Below are 18,643 nucleotides of genomic sequence, written 5' to 3'. Positions count from 1 at the left end.
AAAGCATGACCAAGCAAATCCGCAACATCGCCATCATCGCCCACGTGGACCATGGCAAAACCACCATGGTGGACCAACTGCTGCGCCAGTCGGGCACCTTTGCCGAGCACGAGAAAATCGTGGACACCGTGATGGACAACAACGCCATCGAGCGCGAGCGCGGCATCACCATTTTGGCCAAGAACTGCGCTGTGAGCTGGGAAGGCACCCACATCAACATCGTGGACACCCCCGGCCACGCGGACTTTGGCGGTGAAGTCGAGCGCGCCTTGTCCATGGTCGATGGCGTGGTGCTCTTGATCGACGCGCAAGAAGGCCCCATGCCCCAAACCCGTTTTGTGACCAAAAAAGCCTTGGCCTTGGGCCTCAAGCCCATCGTGGTGGTGAACAAGGTGGACAAGCCCGGTGCCAACCCCGACAAGGTGGTCAACGCGGCATTTGACCTGTTCGACAAACTCGGCGCGAACGACGAGCAACTCGACTTCCCCGTGGTTTATGCATCTGGCATCAATGGCTGGACCTCGTTGGAAGAGGGCGCACCCGGTGAGCAGTGGGGCCCCGACATGTCGGCCTTGTTCAACACCGTGCTCAAGCACGTGCCGCCGCAAAAGGGCGACCCGACAGCGCCCTTGCAGCTGCAAATCTCGGCGCTCGACTTTTCCACCTTTGTGGGCCGCATTGGTGTGGGCCGCATCAGCCAAGGCACCATCAAGCCCCAAATGGACGTGGTGGTCATGGAAGGCGCGGACGGCAAAGCCATCAAGGGGCGTGTCAACCAAGTGCTCAAGTTTCAGGGCCTGGACCGCGTGCAAGTGACCGAAGCCGGTCCGGGTGACATTGTCCTGATCAACGGCATTGCCGATGTCAACATCGGCGTGACGGTGACCGACCCCACATCGCCAGCACCGCTGCCCATGCTGAAGGTCGATGAGCCGACGCTGACCATGAACTTTTGCGTCAACACCTCGCCATTGGCTGGGCGTGAAGGCAAGTACGTCACCAGCCGCCAAATTTGGGACCGGTTGCAAAAAGAACTGCAGCACAACGTGGCCTTGCGCGTCAATGAAACCGACGAAGAAGGCATTTTTGAAGTCATGGGCCGGGGTGAATTGCACCTGACCATCTTGCTCGAAAACATGCGCCGAGAAGGCTTTGAGATGGCGGTGTCCAAGCCCCGCGTGGTGTTCCGCGATGTGAATGGCGAGCGCCATGAGCCCATCGAGTTGGTCACCGCCGACATCGAAGAAACCCACCAAGGCGGCGTGATGCAAGCCCTGGGCGAACGCAAGGGCGAGCTGGTCAACATGGAGCCCGATGGCCGTGGCCGTGTGCGTTTGGAGTACCGCATTCCGGCCCGTGGCCTGATCGGTTTCACCAACGAATTCCTCAACCTGACCCGTGGTTCGGGTTTGATCTCCAACATCTTCGACAGCTACGAGGCCCACAAGGGCGACATTGGCGGGCGCAAGAACGGGGTGCTGATTTCCATGGACGACGGTGAAATTTTCACCTACGCCCTGGGCAAACTCGATGACCGTGGCCGCATGTTCGTCAAGGCCAACGACCCGGTGTACGAAGGCATGATCGTGGGCATCCACAGCCGTGACAACGACCTGGTGGTCAACGCCACGCGCACCAAGCAGCTGACCAACTTTCGCGTGTCGGGCAAAGAAGACGCGATCAAGATCACCCCCCCGATCGACCTGACACTGGAATACGGTGTCGAATTCATCGAGGACGACGAGTTGGTAGAAATCACACCGAAGTCGGTCCGTCTGCGCAAGCGTTTTCTCAAGGAAAACGAGCGCAAGCGCAACAAGTGATCTGTTAGAACGCCGTGCAGATGACACACGCACAAGCCGTTTGGACCATGGTGGGCTGCTCCGCCCTGTGGTCGATGGCTGGCGTGGTGACGCGCCAACTTGACCATGCCCAAGGCTTTGAGGTCACGTTCTGGCGCAGCCTTTTCACGTTGGTATCGCTGCTGATCATCTTGCCCCTGTGGCAGGGCAAAGACTTTTGGCGAAGCCTGCCATGGCGCAACCCCTACTTCTGGATTTCAGGGGTCTGCTGGAGCATCATGTTCACCGCCTTCATGGTGGGCCTGACCTTGACCACGGTGGCCAACGTGCTGATCACCATGGCCTTGGCACCGTTTTTCACAGCCCTGCTGTCCTGGGTCTTTCTCAAAGCCCGACTGCCCTTGCGCACTTGGGTGGCCATCGTGTTGGCCGGTGCCGGTATCGCCTGGATGTACGGCAGCCAACTGAGCTTGAACGACCCCAACTTCGTCATCGGCACCTTGGTGGCCCTGTGCGTGCCCTTGGCTGCGGGCGTGCAATGGACTTTTTTGCAAAAAAGCCAAAGCAAAGGCCCCGTCGATTTGGTGCCCTCGGTCTTGCTGGGCGCTGTGATCTCAAGTTTGTTCATGCTGCCCGTGTCATGGCCTTTGCAGGGCTCAGCGCACGATGTGAGCTTGTTAGCCTTGCTGGGCTTGTTTCAATTGGCGATCCCCTGCGTGCTGGCGGTGATCTGCGCGCGGGTGCTGCAAGCGCCCGAAGTCTCCTTGCTCGGCATGCTCGAGGTCGTCTTTGGCATCGCCCTGGCTTGGTGGGGCGCAGGTGAGGCCCCGCAAATGAGCGTATTGTTAGGCGGCTCCATGGTCTTGAGCGCCTTGCTCATGAACCAATACCTGGGTTGGAAAGACAACAATGTCTGATGTCATCGCACGCATTGAGGGGCGCATTGGGTGCCTGACGCTCAACCGGCCCAAAGCCTTGAACGCCTTGTCGTTGGACATGGTGCGGGCTTTGACCAAGGCTTTGACCGAGTGGCTAGACAACCCGCAAGTCTTGGCTGTGGCCATCCGTGGCAATGGCAAAGAGGGCCCATTTGGCGCGTTTTGCGCGGGTGGCGACATCCGTTTTTTCCACCAAGCTGCGCATGCGGGCGATGCGTCCTTGGGTGATTTTTTCACCGAAGAGTACCGCCTCAACCACCTGATCCACACCTACAGCAAGCCCTATATCGCCTTCATGGACGGCATTGTCATGGGCGGTGGCATGGGCATCAGCCAAGGGGCCAGTGTGCGTGTGGTGACCGAGCGCACCAAGATGGCCATGCCTGAAACGCTGATTGGCCTGTTTCCGGACGTGGGGGGCGGTTACTTCTTGAGCCGCTGCCCAGGGCGATTGGGCGAATATTTGGCCTTGACCGGAAGCATGTTGAATGGCCCGCAAGCTGTGGCAGCCAAATTGGCCGAGATCGCCCTGCCCAGTGGCATGCTGGAGCCGATCTGGCAAACACTGACCACCAGCGACTTTGAAAACGCCGAATCGGTAGAGCGTTGGGTGCTGGCCCAAGCGGGCGCTTTGACGCCTGAAAAGCTGACACCACAAGCCCAAATCGATGAGGTTTTTGGTCTGAGCTGTATTGCCGACATGTTGGCCAAGCTGGCGTCGGCCTCTGATGAGTGGAGCCAAAAAACCGCCCACGCTTTGCGCCAACGCTCGCCATTGATGCTGCACGTGGTGCTGGCGCAAATTCGTCGCGCGCGCCTGATGGGTTTGGCCGATGAACTGCGCATGGAGCGCGACATGGTGCACCACTGTTTCCACCTGCGTGCCGTCATGGACAGCGAAACGGTGGAAGGCATTCGCGCCTTGGCGGTCGATAAGGACCACAGCCCCCAGTGGAAACCCGCCCTGGTGGAAAACGTGGACGCGACAGAAGTTGCGCGGTTTTTTGTCAGCCCTTGGCCCTCAGATCGGCACCCGCTGCGGGACATGCGCTGACACGCTGAGCGATCACCGCTGTGCGTGAGGGCTCAGCGGTCGCGGTGGCGGCTTTTCATGGCGCGTTCGATCTCGCGCTTGCCTTCACGGTCTTTGATGGTGTCGCGTTTGTCGTGCTCGGCCTTGCCCTTGGCCAAAGCAATGTCGCATTTGACTTTGCCCGCTTTCCAGTGCAAGTTGATCGGCACCAAGGTGTAACCCTTTTGTTCGATCTTGCCGATCAATCGCTTGATCTCTGCTTTGTTCAACAACAGTTTTCGGGTGCGCGCGGCTTCGGGGCTGATGTGCGTCGAGGCGGTTTTGAGCGGGTTGATCAGGCAGCCGATGATGAACAACTCGCCATTGCGAATCACCACGTAACCATCGGTCAGCTGCACTTTGCCTTCACGGATGGCCTTGACCTCCCAGCCTTCCAGCACCATGCCGGCCTCGTAGCGTTCTTCAAAAAAATAGTCGAAGGACGCTTTTTTGTTCTCGGCAATTTTGGCAAATACAGGGGCAGCGGAAGACTTTTTGGTGGTGACCATGTTCAGCAGGTAAGGGCGGCAAGGCCGTTCGCAAGTTGTGCGGTAAGGCAATGCGCCCATAGGCGTGTCGAAAAACTACAATCGGTCATTGTATGAAGAAACTTCACAAATCCGTTCTGATCTGGTACGCCCCCGAGGAAATGTTTCGCCTCGTCACCGACGTGGCGTGTTACCCCGAATTTTTGCCCTGGTGCGACCACGCCAGTGTGCTGGAAACCGATGCCCAAGGCATGGTGGCCGAGGTCGGCATCAGCCTGGGCGGCATCAAGCAAACCTTCACCACCCGCAACGACCACGAAGAAGGCCGCGCGGTGGGCATGAGTTTGATCAAAGGCCCGTTTTCCAACCTGAGCGGCATGTGGCGCTTCACCCCGGTGGGCGATGGCACACAACGCGCTTGCAAGGTGGAGTTAGAGCTGCAGTACGGCTTTTCCAGCAAAACCTTGGCGACCCTGGTGGGGCCGGTGTTCGACAAGATCGCCGCCAGCATGGTGGACGCTTTTGTGAAACGCGCCGAAGTGGTCTATGGCTGAGGCGCTGCTGGCCGTGAGCCTTTGCTGGAGCTTCAAGCCCCGGCATGTGCAAGAAGTCATGCTGCGTGTGCCACCGGGCAGCAGCGTTCAAACCGTGCTCGACCTGGCCGTGGCGCAACAACTCCTGCAAGGACCAACGGGGCAGGGAACGGGGCAGGGAACGGGGCAGGGAACGGCGCAGGGTGAGGACCATTCGGCGCTTTTGGCGTCGCTGACATTCCAGCAACCGGGCATCTGGGGCCGCAAGGTGACTTGGAGCCATGGCGTTGCAGAGGGCGACCGCATTGAGCTGTACCGCGCGCTCAAGGTCGACCCCAAAGTTGCGCGCCGTCAACGCTTCAAGCGCCAAGGCAAAGGCCGCACAGGCCTGTTTGCCAAGCGCAAGAGCGGCGTTGCAGCCGGTTATTGACAGCCCACATGCAAGCCCTGTTGAGCGCCATCGCGCAGCTGCAGATCAGCACCGACGCCCAAAGGGTGTTTCACGGCCGTGGCGGCATGTACCCGGACAGTGCGCAATGGACGCTGGACTGGTTTGCCCCGGTCTGGGTCTTGACCAGCTTCCAAGCCGTGAGTGAAGAAGTGTTGGCAGTTTGTCATCAGGCCTTGGCGCAACGCTGGCAAAACTTGGCCCCTGAGCAGGCCTTGAACTGGGTGTTTCAGTGCCGCGCCACCGGCCAAACTGAAACGCGTCTGATGGCTGGCAGCGTGCCCGAGCCCCATGTGGTCAGCGAGCAAGGTGCCAAGTACCTGGTGCATGTGCTGCGCGGACAAAACCATGGCTTGTTTCTGGACATGGCCTGCGGCCGCGAGTGGCTGAAAAAACACGCCCAGCACGAGAACATCCTGAACCTGTTTGCCTACACCTGTGCGTTTTCGGTGGTGGCCTTGCAAGGCGGTGCGGCGCAGGTGGTCAACCTGGACATGAGCCCAGCGGCCCTGGCCGTGGGCCAACAAAACCACCGCCTGAACGACCTGCCGCCCAAGGCGCGTTTTTTGGGCCACGATGTCTTCAAAACCTGGGGCAAGATCGGCAAGATGGGGCCTTATGGGGTGATCGTGATCGATCCGCCCAGTTACCAAAAGGGCAGCTTCATCGCGACCAAGGACTACATCAAGCTGATTCGGCGCTTGCCCGACCTGCTGGAGCCGCAAGGCCATGTGCTGCTGTGTCTGAACGCCCCGGAACTGGACACGCAGTTCTTGCACAGCTTGGTGGCCGAAGCCGCGCCCAACTTGCGATTTGTCGAGCGCCTGGCCAATCCAGCGGCATTTGTGGACACCGATCCGGAAAAGTCGCTCAAGGTGTTGCATTACCAAAACGCCTGAGCGGGTGTCTTGAGGGCGCGGTGCGGCTGAGGTCGCCCCTCAGGGAAACCCCTCGGTGCTCACGGGTACAATCCATTTTTTGGAGCCTTCAGCTATGCGCCTGCTCGGTAAAGCCCTGACTTTTGACGATGTTTTGCTCGTCCCCGCCTACTCCCAAGTCCTGCCCAAAGACACGTCGCTCGCGACGCAGTTCACCCGCAACATCCGCCTCAATCTGCCCCTGGTGTCTGCCGCCATGGACACCGTCACCGAAGCGCGACTGGCGATTGCCATCGCTCAAGAAGGCGGCATCGGCATCGTGCACAAAAACCTCACACCGCAAGAGCAGGCCGCCCAAGTGGCCAAGGTCAAGCGCTACGAATCGGGCGTGCTGCGCGACCCGGTGGTCATCACCCCCGACACCACCGTGCGCCAGGTCATGGCCTTGTCAGATGAGTTGGGCGTGTCGGGCTTTCCGGTGTGTGACGGTCGCCAAGTGGTGGGCATCGTCACCGGCCGCGATTTGCGCTTTGAAACCCGTTATGAGCAAAAAGTCAGCGCCATCATGACGCCGCGCGAGCGCCTGATCACCGTGCCCGAGGGCACCACCCCAGAACAAGCCAAGCACCTGCTGAACAAACACAAACTCGAACGCCTGCTGGTCATCAACGAGGCCTTTGAACTCAAAGGCCTGATCACCGTCAAAGACATCACCAAACAACTGAACTTTCCCAACGCCGCACGCGATGGCGCAGGCAAACTGCGCGTGGGCGCTGCGGTGGGCGTGGGCGAGGGCACCGAAGAGCGCGTGGAGGCACTGGCCCGCGCCGGTGTGGACGCCATCGTGGTCGACACCGCGCACGGCCACAGCAAAGGCGTGCTCGACCGCGTGCGCTGGGTCAAACAACACTACCCGCACATCGAAGTCATTGGCGGCAACATCGCCACCGGCGCAGCCGCTTTGGCGCTGGTTGAAGCCGGTGCCGACGCGGTCAAGGTGGGCATCGGCCCCGGCTCGATCTGCACCACCCGCATCGTGGCGGGCGTGGGCGTGCCACAAATCATGGCGGTGGACAGCGTGGCCACTGCCCTCCAAGGCACAGGCGTGCCCCTGATCGCTGACGGCGGTATCCGCTACAGCGGCGACATTGCCAAGGCGATTGCCGCAGGCGCGGGCACCGTGATGATGGGCGGCATGTTCGCGGGCACCGAAGAAGCGCCCGGCGAAATCGTCTTGTTCCAGGGCCGCAGCTACAAGAGCTATCGGGGTATGGGCTCGATTGGCGCGATGCAGCAAGGCAGCGCCGACCGCTACTTTCAAGAGTCCAGCACCGGCAACCCCAATGCCGACAAGCTGGTGCCCGAAGGCATTGAAGGCCGCGTGCCCTACAAGGGCTCGGTGGTCGCCATCATTTACCAAATGGCAGGCGGCTTGCGCGCCAGCATGGGTTACTGCGGCTGCGCCACCATTGAGGCCATGCACAATGAATCGCAGTTTGTCGAAATCACGGCGGCTGGCATCCGCGAAAGCCATGTGCACGACGTGCAGATCACCAAAGAAGCGCCGAATTACCGGGCTGAGTGATGCTTGCGCTCATGTCTTACATGGCACCAAAATCGAGAACTTCTCAAAAAACCCACCATGCTGCTTGACCAACTTCGCCAGATGAACACCCTCCTGAACAGCATCGCTGCGCAGTACGGTGCGACTCGTCTGCGCGTTTTTGGCTCTGTGGCGCGAGGGGAAGAGACATCGGACAGCGATGTGGACTTTTTGGTCGAACTGCCTCGTGGGTACGACCTGTTCTCCCAACGCATGGCCTTGGCTCAGGGCTTGGGTGAGGTTCTGCATCGCAAAGTAGATCTCATACCCGAACACGAATTGAATCCCCACATCAGAGCGCAAGTGCTGGCTGAAGCTGTGCTGCTATGAGCAAGTCTTGGCAGGCCTACGCTCTGCATATCCTGGATGTGGCCGCCAAAATCGGGCGCATTCAAGCACGGGGTGATCTGACGCAAGACGAAGTGCTCTATGACGCCGCACTTCGCAATTTGCAAACGCTTTCCGAAGCCACGCAAATGCTGCCCGATAAGCTCAAGCTTGAGTTCCCGGCCATTCCCTGGCGGGAAATCAGCGCTTTTCGGAACATCCTGGTTCACAACTATCTGGGTGACATTGACGCACTGACTGTCCAGTCCGTGATCGATCGTCACCTGCCCCCGTTGATTGACTGTGTGCAGACCATGCTCTCAGCCGATGCTTCTTCTGACACTTAACGCGCTTTTTTGCATGTCCCACTCCAAAATCCTGATCCTCGACTTCGGCTCGCAAGTCACCCAGCTGATTGCCCGCCGCGTGCGCGAAGCCCATGTGTTTTGCGAAGTCCACCCCTGTGATGTGAGCAGCGACTGGGTGCGCGACTACGCCAAAGACGGCAACTTGAAGGGCGTGATTTTGTCGGGCTCACATGCCAGCACTTACGAAGAGGACGATTTGCGTGCGCCTGCTGCCGTTTACGAGCTGGGGATTCCCGTGCTGGGCATTTGCTACGGCATGTTCACCATGGCCGTCCAGTTAGGTGGTCAAGTGGAGGCATCGACGCATCGCGAATTTGGCTACGCCGAAGTCCGCGCCCACGGGCACACCGAACTGCTCCAAGGCATTGAAGACTTCGCCACACCCGAAGGCCACGGCATGCTCAAAGTCTGGATGAGCCACGGCGACAAGGTCACCCAAATGCCCGAAGGCTTCAAGCTCATGGCCTCGACACCCAGCTGCCCCATTGCCGGCATGGCCGATGAAGCGCGTCGTTTTTATGCGGTGCAGTTTCACCCCGAGGTCACGCACACCGTGCAGGGCCAGGCCTTGCTCAACCGCTTTGTGCTGGACATTTGCCAGGCCCGCCCCGACTGGATCATGGGCGACTACATCGAAGAAGCGGTGGCCAAAATCCGCGAGCAAGTGGGTGACGAAGAAGTCATTCTCGGTTTGAGCGGGGGCGTGGATTCGTCCGTGGCTGCAGCATTGATTCACCGCGCCATCGGCGACAAGCTGACCTGCGTGTTTGTGGACCACGGCCTGCTGCGCCTCAATGAAGGCGACATGGTCATGGAGATGTTCGTCGGCAAGCTGCACGCCAAAGTCATCCGTGTCGATGCCAGCGACTTGTTCCTCGGCAAACTGGCGGGCGTGAGCGAGCCCGAGGCCAAACGCAAGATCATTGGTGGCTTGTTTGTGGACGTGTTCAAAGAGCAAGCCGCCAAACTCAAGGCTGGCGACGCCGGAAAAAATGGGAATGACGTCCGACCAGCCGTCAAAGGCGAGGATGCAAGTCGCGCCGTCAAAGGCGCGGATGCAAGTCGCGCCGTCAAAGGCGCGACGTTCTTGGCCCAAGGCACCATTTACCCCGACGTGATTGAAAGCGGCGGCGCCAAAAGCAAAAAAGCCGTGGTCATCAAAAGCCACCACAACGTGGGCGGTTTGCCCGAGCAACTGGGCCTCAAACTGCTGGAGCCCCTGCGCGAACTGTTCAAAGACGAAGTACGTGAACTGGGCGTGGCGCTGGGACTGCCCCGCGAGATGGTCTACCGCCACCCCTTCCCCGGCCCGGGCCTGGGCGTGCGCATCTTGGGCGAAGTGAAAAAAGAATACGCCGACCTGCTGCGCCGAGCCGATGCGATCTTCATCGAAGAGCTGCGCAACTTCACTGATGAAACGGGCAAGACCTGGTACGACCTGACCAGCCAGGCCTTTGCCGTGTTCCTGCCCGTCAAAAGCGTGGGCGTGATGGGCGACGGCCGCACTTATGACTACGTGGTGGCGCTGCGCGCGGTGCAGACCAGCGACTTCATGACCGCCGACTGGGCCGAGCTGCCCTATGCGCTGCTGAAAAAAGTGTCGGGACGCATCATCAACGAGGTGCGAGGCATCAACCGGGTGACTTACGACGTGAGTTCCAAGCCACCGGCGACCATTGAGTGGGAATAATTCCCTGAACCTGTGAACGGAGTCTGTCCATGAAAGTCCAACTTTTTCGATTCCTCCGTCGGCCCTCTTGGCTCTTGCTCTGGTGCATGGCGGCTGGTATGCCCTCATGGGCACAAGACCGTTCTTCGGTCATCGCTTCCGAAAAACACGCTTTCCGTCTGGCCACCTTGGTGACCGGGCTGGAGAACCCTTGGTCCATGGCTTTTTTGCCCGATGGGCGCATGCTGGTCACCGAGCGGTCGGGGCCATTGCGTTTGGTGGGCAGGGATTTTCGTTTGGATACCCAACCCATTGAAGGCCTGCCCGAGTCCGTGGAACGCGGGCAGGGCGGTTTGTTTGATGTGGCCCTGCACCCGCAATATGCGCAAAACGGCTGGATTTATTGGGCTTACAACGCGCCCGGAGCGGGCGGCTGGGGCACGGCCTTGGCCCGGGGCAAGCTGCAAGGCCAGCGCATGAGCGAGGTTCAGGTGCTGTTCAGCATGCAGCCCAAAACCCGTTCAAACCAGCATTTTGGTGGGCGCATCGTGTTTGACAAAGCCGGCATGCTGTACCTGACCCTGGGTGACCGGGGCGACAAAGACCGCGCTCAAAAACTGGACGACCATGCGGGGTCGGTGATCCGCTTGCACGACGATGGGCGCGTGCCGGCCGACAACCCCTTTGCCCAGCGGGCCGGGGCCTTGCCCGAAAAATGGACCTGGGGCAACCGCAACATGCAAGGCGCGGCACTGCACCCCCAAACCGGCGAGCTGTGGACGCACGAGCACGGGCCGCAAGGCGGTGACGAGCTCAATGTGATGCGCCCGGGCCTGAATTACGGCTGGCCTGTGATCACCTACGGGGTCAACTATGGCTTGGGCACGCGCATTGGCGAGGGGCAGACCAAGCCCGGCATGGTGCAGCCCTTGCACGTGTGGGTGCCCTCGATTGCGCCTTCGGGCATGGCTTTTGTAAGTGGCTCGCAGTTTCCACAATGGCAGGGCAATTTGCTGGTGGGTGCCTTGCGCGGCCAAATGCTGGTGCGACTGGTGCTCGATGGCGAGAAAGTGTTGCGCGAAGAGCGTTTGCTGCAAGGCCGGGCTGGCCGCATCCGCGATGTGCGCATGGGGCCCGACGGCTTGGTTTACCTTTTGAGCGATGGCCCCAACGGGGCCTTGATGCGGCTGGAGCCTGCCCGGCCCTGAGTTGCCTGGTGGCTCCCCTGACTTTTGCTAATCTCGACGGACCATGTACCTGCCCAAACAATTTCACCACCCTGACCCCGCCATCGCGCAGCGCATCATGCGCGAACACCCTTTGGCGTCCATCGTCTCGGTGGGCGAGGACGGCTTTGCGGTGCTCAGCCACATTCCCATGCACTGGCAAGCCGCTTCGCTGTGGGCAGATGGCCTGCAGTCTGAGCACGGCGTTTTGCTCGGGCATTGTGCCCGCGCCAACCCGCAGGCGCAGTTGTTGGCGGCGCAGCCGCAGGCTTTGGTGAGCTTCATGGGGCCGCAGGCTTACATGTCGCCTGGCGTTTATGCCGAAAAGCAGCGTGTGCCCACCTTGTCGTATCTGGCGGTGCAGGCCAAGGTGATGACGCGCATCATCGACCCGCACGAAGACCGCGACCGTTTGCTCAAATGCTTGATTGCCGAGCACGAACCGGCTTATGCGCAGCAGTGGCGCGAACTGCCCGCCACTTACACCGGGGCCATGTTGAACGGCATTGTGGCGTTTGAGATGCAAATCACCGAATTGCGTTGCGCTGTGAAGCTCAACCAGCACCGGCCCGAGGCCCACACGGCCATGCATGCGGCCTATGCGCAAGGCTCTGAGCAGGCCCAAGCCCTGGCCCGTTGGATGAAAGACCTGGGCCTGGTGGCATGAGCGGGCTTGCGCCGTCCGCCTGGGAAGACGTGCAGGGCATGCGCTTGGCACTGGCGCAAGCCCGACTGGCCGCTGCGGCGGGCGAAGTGCCTGTGGGCGCGGTGGTCGTCAAGAACGGGCAAGTCATCGCCACAGGCCGCAACGCCCCGATTGCCAGCCACGACCCCACGGCGCATGCCGAGGTGGTGGCGCTGCGCGAAGCGGCACGCATTCTGGGCAATTACCGGCTCGACGGCTGCACCCTGTATGTGACGCTGGAGCCCTGCGCCATGTGCAGTGGCGCTCTGCTGCACGCGCGGGTGGATCGGGTGGTGTTTGGCGCGCCTGACCCGCGCACCGGCGCTGCGGGCTCGGTGCTCAACCTGTTTGGCCACACACAGCTGAACCACCATACCCAGGTGACGGGCGGCGTGCTGGCCGATGAATGTGGCCAGTTGCTCAAAGACTTTTTCAAGCCCCGGCGCGTGAACGCCGAGCCGGTGCGCGAGGACGCGCTGCGCACGCCAGACGAGGCCTTTGCCGAATTGCCCGATTACCCTTGGCCGCCGCATTACGTGAACGATCTGCCCAGCATTGCCGGACTGCGCATGCACCACCTGGATGAAGGCGATGCCCATGCCCCTTTGACCTGGCTGTGTCTGCACGGCAACCCGGCCTGGAGTTACCTCTACCGCAAGATGATCCCGGTCTGGCTGGCGGCGGGGCATCGCGTGGTGGCCCCCGACCTGATCGGTTTTGGCAAGAGCGACAAGCCCAAGAAGGACAGCTTTCACTGCTTTGAAACGCATCGGCAGTCATTGCTTGATTTGATCGAGCGGCTTGACCTGCAGCGCGTGGTGCTGGTGGTGCAGGACTGGGGCGGCATTTTGGGCCTGACTTTGCCCATGGCTGCACCCCAGCGTTACCAGGGCCTGCTGGTCATGAACACCACCTTGGCCACGGGCGACGCACCGCTGAGTGAAGGGTTTTTGGCGTGGCGCGATTGGTGCCAAAGCCAGCCGCTTTTTGACGTGGCTAAGTTGTTCAAGCGCGGCAACCCCGGCATGACGCCGCAAGAGACGGCCGCCTACAACGCGCCCTTTCCGGACAAAGGTTTTCGCGCCGCGCTCCGGGCCTTTCCGCCCATGGTGCCGGCGTTGGCCGATTCACCCGGCGCGGCCGTGTCGCGGCAGGCGCGTGACTTCTGGCGCAAGGATTGGCAGGGCCAGACTTTCATGGCCATTGGCCAACAAGACCCGGTGCTGGGCGAGCCGGTGATGCGCCAGTTGCAAAGCCAGATCAAAGGCTGCCCCGAACCGATCCTGCTGCAAGGTGCAGGCCATTTTGTGCAGGAGCAGGGCAGGGCGATTGCCCAAGCCGCTGTGCGACACTTCAAGCCCTGAAAAAAACACACCGCCGATGGCCCACATTTACATCTTTTCACCCTCCAGCGCGGTGCGTGACAAAGCCGCTTTTCGCCGAGGCCTCAAGCGCCTGAAGGCCCAAGGCCATGCGGTGGAAGTGGACGAGGCGGCGCTGGCCAGCCACATGCGCTTTGCTGGCGACGACGCCACGCGCATCGCCGCCATCAGCCGCGCATCTGCCAGCGGGGCCGACCTGGCCCTGATCTCGCGCGGCGGCTACGGCCTCACGCGCCTTTTGCCCGCCTTGCCCTACAAACAGATCGCCAAAGCGATTGACGGCGGCATGCAGTTTGTGGGCCTGAGCGATTTCACGGCCTTCAACCAAGCGCTGTACGCCAAGACCGGGCGCATCAGTTGGCAAGGCCCGGCCCTGGGTGAAGACTTTGGCCCCGAACAGGAGCCCGATGACATCATGCAAGCTTGCTTTGACGACTTGCTGCTCGAGCAAGGCGAGGGGACAGGCTGGCAACTGCCCAAGGCCGAGGCCGAACGCGCCGTGCGTGCGAGCAACGCGCCGCTGTGGGGCGGCAACCTGTCTGTGTTGGTGTCCTTGCTGGGCACGCCGTACTTTCCGCCAATCAAGGGCGGTGTGCTCTTCCTCGAAGACGTGGGTGTCCATCCTTACCAAGTTGAACGCATGCTGACGCAACTGCTGCACGCGGGCGTGCTGGCCCAACAAAAAGCGCTGCTGATCGGCCAGTTCACACGCTACAAGCTGGTGCCCACGCACGACAAAGGCTTCAAGTTGGCCACGGTGGTGGCTTGGCTGCGCAGCCAGATCAAGGCCCCGGTGCTCACCGGCTTGCCCTTTGGCCATGTCGAAACCAAAGTGCTGCTGCCAGTGGGGGCCAAGGTGGACTTGGTCACCGAGGGACGCGATGCGCTGATGGTCTGGGGCCACATTTGAGTCGCTCAAAATACACCACAAGGAGGGCAGCTTCATGAGATGGTTCGGCCGTTGGAGTGTCTTGGCGGTGCTCGCTGTGTTGTTCGCGGGCGGTGTTTTGGCCGTGCAAATGCTGCGCAGCTTGCCCCAACTGGACGGGCAATGGCAGCTGCCCGGTTTGGCAGAGCCCGTGAGCATCGGGCGCGATGCTGCGGATGTCACGCACATTCAGGCCGCCTGTGCCTTGGATGCTTGGCGGGCCATGGGTTTTGTGCACGCCCAAGAGCGCGGCTGGCAACTGGAGTTCAACCGCCGTGTCATGCGTGGCGAATTGTCCGAGGTCTTGGGGCCAGCCACGTTGGGCACCGACAAGCTGATGCGCACCCTGGGCATCATCCCCATGGCGCGCAAGCAGCTCAGCAAGCTCTCGCCTTTGGCCCAAGCGGCATTGCAGGCTTACAGCGAAGGCATTCAGGCCGCTTGGCAGACAGGCGCGGTGCGGGCTTCACCCGAGTTCCTGATTTTGGGCACGCGCGCTGGTGGCGATGCGCAGCTGCCGTGGTCAGCCGAAGACAGCGTGGGCTGGGCATTGATGATGGCGCTTGATTTGGGCGGCAATTGGGGCCAAGAATTTGCCCGCCTCAGCGCATCCAAGGTGCTGAACAAGGCGCAATTGTGGCAACTTTTGCCCCCATACCCCGGCGAAAAGCCCGCCACGGACCTTGATCTGCCCGCGCTTTATGCGCAGTGGGAGGTGTTTGCCACCGCCACCAAGCCAGCCCAAGCGGCGCCCAAGCCTCAAGCCCCTCTCAGTGCATTGGCCCAATGGTCGCAAGACCATGTGCGAGACATCGGTGTGGTGGATGGCAAAGGCAGCAACAACTGGGTGGTGCCCGGCAGCCACACCGAAAGCGGTCACCCTTTGCTGGCCAATGACCCGCATTTGGCACTCAGCGCCCCGGCCATTTGGTACTTTGCCCGATTGCAAGCGCCTGCCAGCGTTTGGCAAGGCCAGTCGCTGCCAGCCCTGGATGTGATGGGTGCCACCTTGCCCGGCTTGCCCTTTGTGGTGCTGGGCCGCACCCGGGGTGTGGCCTGGGGCTTTACCAACACCGGGCCCGATGTGCAAGACCTGTATCTGGAGCAACTCGATGCATCGCGCCCTGGCCAATACAGAACGCCGCAAGCGTGGGCTGACTTTGAGACTCGCAAGGAAACGATACGCGTCAAAGGGCAGGGCGACGAGGCCTTGACGGTGCGCAGCACCCGGCATGGGCCGGTCATCAGCGACGTGCAGCCGCAGTACACCGGTTTGCTCAACACCGCTGCCTATGCGGTGAGTTTGCGCTGGTCGGCCCTCACACCCGACAACCTGACCATCGATGCCGGCATGCAGGCCAACTGGGCGCAAAACGTGGCGCAATTGGCGCAAGCCTTTGCGCTCCACCACTCACCGATGCAAAGTGTGGTGATGGCCGACACGCAAGGCGAGGTGGCTTTCAGGGCCATTGGGCATGTGCCCCTGCGCGGGCCGGACAATGACATTCGCGGCGTTGCCCCTGCGCCGGGCTGGCTGTCGCAATACGATTGGCAAGGCTGGATTCCCTATGCTGAAACCCCGGCCTTGAACACCGCGCAAATCAAGGCCAAGGGATGGCACGCCACAGCCAATCAAAACATCTTGCCGTCGGACTACCCGCATTTTCTCGGTGCCGACTGGACCACCCCGGAACGCCATGAGCGCATCAGCCAACTGATGGCTGCCAGCCCCCGGCACAGCATGATGGGCATGCAAGCCATGCAAAACGATGTGCTGTCACTGGGCGCCAAAGCTTTGTTGCCCCATGTGTTGAAGGCGCAGCCAGACCACCCCTTGGGCGCGCAAGCCATGAAATTGCTGGCCCAATTTGAGGGCCAAATGCATGCCAACAGCGCAGCAGCTTTGATTTTGAATGTCTGGGCTGACGAGATGACGCGGGCGGTTTTGCAAACACGCTTGGGTGCCGAGCGCTTCAATGCCCTGTATGGCAAACGCCATTTCAGGCCCGCTTTAGAGGGCATCTTGGACCGCAACGACACCTTCTGGTGTGGCGCGTCTGCTTGTGCGCCGGTGCGCAATGCCGCCATGGACCGCACTTTGGAGCGGATTTCTGCCCAATTGGGGCCTGACCCCCAGCAATGGCGCTGGGGTGCTTGGCACATGGCCATCAGCAGCCACAAGCCTTTTGGCAAGATGCCTGGACTGCGTGCTTTGTTCGATGTGCGGGCACCCAGCGCTGGAGACTTGTTCACGGTGAATGTCGGCCAGTATTGGGCCAACGACCCCAGCGAGCCTTTTGCCAATCGCCACGCGGCCTCCATGCGCGCCGTGTACGACCTCAGCCCGGCGGGTGATTCGCGTTTCATTTACCAAACCGGCCAAAGTGGCCACGTGTTTTCTCCGCGCAGCCGTGACATGGCACAAGCTTGGTCGTCTGGCCAGTACCGCCCATTGCACTGGGGCCCATCGCCTTACCAACACCAGCTGCAATTGAGGCCTTGAGCCGGTCAAGCTGCAATTGAAGCCTTGAGCCGATCAAGCGCAGTGCTCACGACACTTCATGACTTTACATAATCAACATCGTACGTATTTAAGGGTGCGCCAACCCACAAGGTCAAAGCGCCTGACAACCAGGCTTTATGGCCGCCCCCCGAGTTGACCTGCGCGCAGCAACAATCAGTTGATCGGCGTGACAAATGCAGACAAGTGTCTAGCGCTTGGGCTTGGGCTCGGGCTTGGCACTGGAAGAAACAGGCAAAGGTGCAAGCTGTGGGTTGGCTTGAACTGGCCGCAAAATCGGCAAAGGCTTGGGGGCTGGTGCCAGTCTTTCTATGGCCGTGGTGATGAGCTGCTGGGCATTGACACGCTCGCCGTTGACGGCGAAGTCAAAAGCCGTCAAGCCCAGTTTGTTTTTGAGCAAGACATCGGCACCGGCCTGGATCAAGTGCTTGACCGCCTCAGGACTGCCATAACGGGCAGCCATCATCAATGGCGTGGTGCCGTTGGGCGACTCGGCATCAATGTAGGCACTGTGGTCGAGCAAATACGCGATCACCGGCACATGGCCCCCAGAGGCGGCGTAATGCAAGGGTGTCCACCCCGTTTTGTTGACATCGGCATCCTTGGCGATCAGTTGTTGAACCAAGGGCAAATGACCCTTCAGGGCAGCAAGCATCAACACGCTTTCATCTTTGCTGTTGCGTACTTCAGCACGGATTTCAGGGTGCGACGCCAGCAACTCAGCCACCAAGAGCGATGATTCACGCACAGCCAACATCAAAGCGGGCACGCCCTCGGGGTTGACGGTGTTGGGGTCAAAGCCGCGTTGCAGCAAACTTTGAACAACACGCACATTGTCCATGTCTACGGCTTTGAAAAAATTCTTGTAAGAACCTGCGTGCGCAACAGAGGTCAATAGAAAAAATACAATAAAAACATAGAGATTTCTAATAAATTTAATGTATTGCATGAGCTTAAAACACCGAGTTCAAGCCAGGGTGTGTGCAAACAATTGACCAAAATTGCGCGTCGTCAACGCGCCGATGGCCTCTGAGGAGCTGCCGCGCAACTCACCCAGCAATTTCGCCACAAAAGGCACATACGACGGGTTGTTGATCTTGCCCCGGTAAGGCACGGGGGCCAAATAAGGGCTGTCGGTCTCGATCAACAAGCGGTCATCGGGCACAAATTTGGCCACTTCGCGCAAATCGGCCGCCGTTTTGAAGGTCAGGATGCCTGAAAAAGAGATGTAAAAACCAAGGTCGAGGGCCGCCCGGGCCACCACTTGGCTTTCCGTGAAGCAATGGAAAACGCCCCCCGCGCAGCCTGCCCCGCCGGTCTCGCCCTCCTCTTTCAAGATGGAGATGGTGTCATCCGACGCTTGCCGGGTGTGGATGACCAAGGGCAGTTGGGTCTGCCGCGCGGCCCGGATGTGGGTGCGAAAACGCTCGCGCTGCCATTCCATGTCGGCCACGCTGCGGCCGCCCTTGCGCTCGTCCATTTGGTAGTAGTCCAGCCCGGTCTCGCCAATGGCCACCACTTTGGGCCGCGCTGCACCGTCCAGCAAATCCTGCAGGCTCGGTTCGCGCACGCCTTCGTTGTCGGGGTGCACGCCCACCGTGGCCCACATGTGCTCGTGCGCCATGGCCAAGCCGTGCACCTCGTCAAACTTCTCCAGGGTGGTGCAAATCACCAGGGCGCGGCCCACCTGTGCGGCTTGCATGGACAGCAAAATGCTGTCCAGATCCTGCATCAGCTCGGGAAAGTTCAGGTGGCAGTGGGAGTCGGTGTACATG

At 60.6% G+C, this 18,643-nt stretch carries 18 protein-coding genes; 15 read left to right on the top strand and 3 right to left on the bottom strand.

All coding sequences use genetic code 11. The annotated features are described in order from the left end of the window. The first annotated feature begins 5 nt into the window (after positions 1-5). Genes typA through ACIQ39_RS00165 form a run of 3 tightly spaced genes read left to right on the top strand, consistent with a single transcriptional unit; the run spans position 6 to position 3,794 of the window. On the top strand, positions 6-1,823 hold the full coding sequence (gene typA, locus ACIQ39_RS00175) for a translational GTPase TypA (protein ID WP_396432580.1): 1,818 nt from the start codon (positions 6-8) through the stop codon (positions 1,821-1,823). Positions 1,824-1,843: 20 nt separating this feature from the next. Then, positions 1,844-2,719, top strand: a complete 876-nt coding sequence (locus ACIQ39_RS00170; protein ID WP_396432579.1) for a DMT family transporter — start codon at positions 1,844-1,846, stop codon at positions 2,717-2,719. Further along, on the top strand, positions 2,712-3,794 hold the full coding sequence (locus ACIQ39_RS00165; protein ID WP_396432578.1) for an enoyl-CoA hydratase/isomerase family protein: 1,083 nt from the start codon (positions 2,712-2,714) through the stop codon (positions 3,792-3,794). Before ACIQ39_RS00170 ends, ACIQ39_RS00165 begins: the two co-directional genes overlap by 8 nt. A gap of 32 nt (positions 3,795-3,826) precedes the next feature. Here ACIQ39_RS00165 and smpB read toward each other — a convergent pair whose 3' ends face one another. Next, a complete protein-coding gene (gene smpB / locus ACIQ39_RS00160) occupies positions 3,827-4,321 on the bottom strand; it encodes an SsrA-binding protein SmpB (protein WP_396432577.1) in 495 nt (164 codons plus the stop codon). A 92-nt stretch (positions 4,322-4,413) separates the two neighbouring features. On the opposite strand from smpB, the gene ACIQ39_RS00155 reads away from it, so the two are divergent. From ACIQ39_RS00155 to ACIQ39_RS00100, 12 genes are all read left to right on the top strand, one after another. Further along, positions 4,414-4,854 carry a type II toxin-antitoxin system RatA family toxin gene (locus tag ACIQ39_RS00155; protein WP_396432576.1) on the top strand — a complete coding sequence of 147 codons (441 nt, stop codon included), beginning with the start codon at positions 4,414-4,416 and terminating at the stop codon, positions 4,852-4,854. Next, on the top strand, positions 4,847-5,263 hold the full coding sequence (locus tag ACIQ39_RS00150; protein ID WP_396432575.1) for an RnfH family protein: 417 nt from the start codon (positions 4,847-4,849) through the stop codon (positions 5,261-5,263). The genes ACIQ39_RS00155 and ACIQ39_RS00150 overlap by 8 nt, the downstream gene beginning before the upstream one ends. Before the next feature lie 8 nt (positions 5,264-5,271). Beyond that, entirely contained in the window at positions 5,272-6,180 is a 909-nt protein-coding gene (locus ACIQ39_RS00145) for a class I SAM-dependent methyltransferase (protein WP_396432574.1), read from the top strand. A gap of 94 nt (positions 6,181-6,274) precedes the next feature. Next, a complete protein-coding gene (gene guaB / locus ACIQ39_RS00140) occupies positions 6,275-7,744 on the top strand; it encodes an IMP dehydrogenase (RefSeq protein WP_396432573.1) in 1,470 nt (489 codons plus the stop codon). Positions 7,745-7,801: 57 nt separating this feature from the next. Then, a complete protein-coding gene (locus ACIQ39_RS00135; RefSeq protein WP_396432572.1) occupies positions 7,802-8,092 on the top strand; it encodes a nucleotidyltransferase family protein in 291 nt (96 codons plus the stop codon). Further along, complete coding sequence (locus ACIQ39_RS00130) at positions 8,089-8,436, top strand: DUF86 domain-containing protein (protein WP_396432571.1); 348 nt, start codon at positions 8,089-8,091, stop codon at positions 8,434-8,436. The genes ACIQ39_RS00135 and ACIQ39_RS00130 overlap by 4 nt, the downstream gene beginning before the upstream one ends. 13 nt (positions 8,437-8,449) lie before the next feature. Further along, a complete protein-coding gene (gene guaA, locus ACIQ39_RS00125) occupies positions 8,450-10,147 on the top strand; it encodes a glutamine-hydrolyzing GMP synthase (protein WP_396432570.1) in 1,698 nt (565 codons plus the stop codon). 29 nt (positions 10,148-10,176) lie between these two features. Then, positions 10,177-11,334: a PQQ-dependent sugar dehydrogenase gene (locus ACIQ39_RS00120; RefSeq protein ID WP_396432569.1), complete on the top strand. Its 1,158-nt coding sequence runs from the start codon at positions 10,177-10,179 to the stop codon at positions 11,332-11,334. 43 nt (positions 11,335-11,377) lie between these two features. Further along, positions 11,378-12,019, top strand: a complete 642-nt coding sequence (locus ACIQ39_RS00115; RefSeq protein ID WP_396432568.1) for an FMN-binding negative transcriptional regulator — start codon at positions 11,378-11,380, stop codon at positions 12,017-12,019. Next, on the top strand, positions 12,016-13,401 hold the full coding sequence (gene tadA / locus ACIQ39_RS00110; protein ID WP_396432567.1) for a tRNA adenosine(34) deaminase TadA: 1,386 nt from the start codon (positions 12,016-12,018) through the stop codon (positions 13,399-13,401). Before ACIQ39_RS00115 ends, tadA begins: the two co-directional genes overlap by 4 nt. A gap of 16 nt (positions 13,402-13,417) precedes the next feature. Further along, on the top strand, positions 13,418-14,329 hold the full coding sequence (locus ACIQ39_RS00105; RefSeq protein WP_396432566.1) for an LD-carboxypeptidase: 912 nt from the start codon (positions 13,418-13,420) through the stop codon (positions 14,327-14,329). Positions 14,330-14,363: 34 nt separating this feature from the next. Next, on the top strand, positions 14,364-16,850 hold the full coding sequence (locus ACIQ39_RS00100) for a penicillin acylase family protein (RefSeq protein WP_396432565.1): 2,487 nt from the start codon (positions 14,364-14,366) through the stop codon (positions 16,848-16,850). Between the two features lie 208 nt (positions 16,851-17,058). Here the strand turns inward: ACIQ39_RS00100 and ACIQ39_RS00095 are convergent, their stop codons facing one another. Then, positions 17,059-17,709 carry an ankyrin repeat domain-containing protein gene (locus tag ACIQ39_RS00095; RefSeq protein ID WP_396432564.1) on the bottom strand — a complete coding sequence of 217 codons (651 nt, stop codon included), beginning with the start codon at positions 17,707-17,709 and terminating at the stop codon, positions 17,059-17,061. 126 nt (positions 17,710-17,835) lie between these two features. Then, positions 17,836-18,642, bottom strand: coding sequence for a TatD family hydrolase (locus tag ACIQ39_RS00090; RefSeq protein WP_396432563.1), 807 nt, complete (start codon positions 18,640-18,642; stop codon positions 17,836-17,838). Position 18,643: the final 1 nt, after the last annotated feature.

Origin of the sequence: Limnohabitans sp. (assembly GCF_044361645.1) — a bacterium.
Lineage (GTDB): Bacteria > Pseudomonadota > Gammaproteobacteria > Burkholderiales > Burkholderiaceae_C > Limnohabitans_A.
This window is presented reverse-complemented; position numbering and strand designations above follow the sequence as displayed.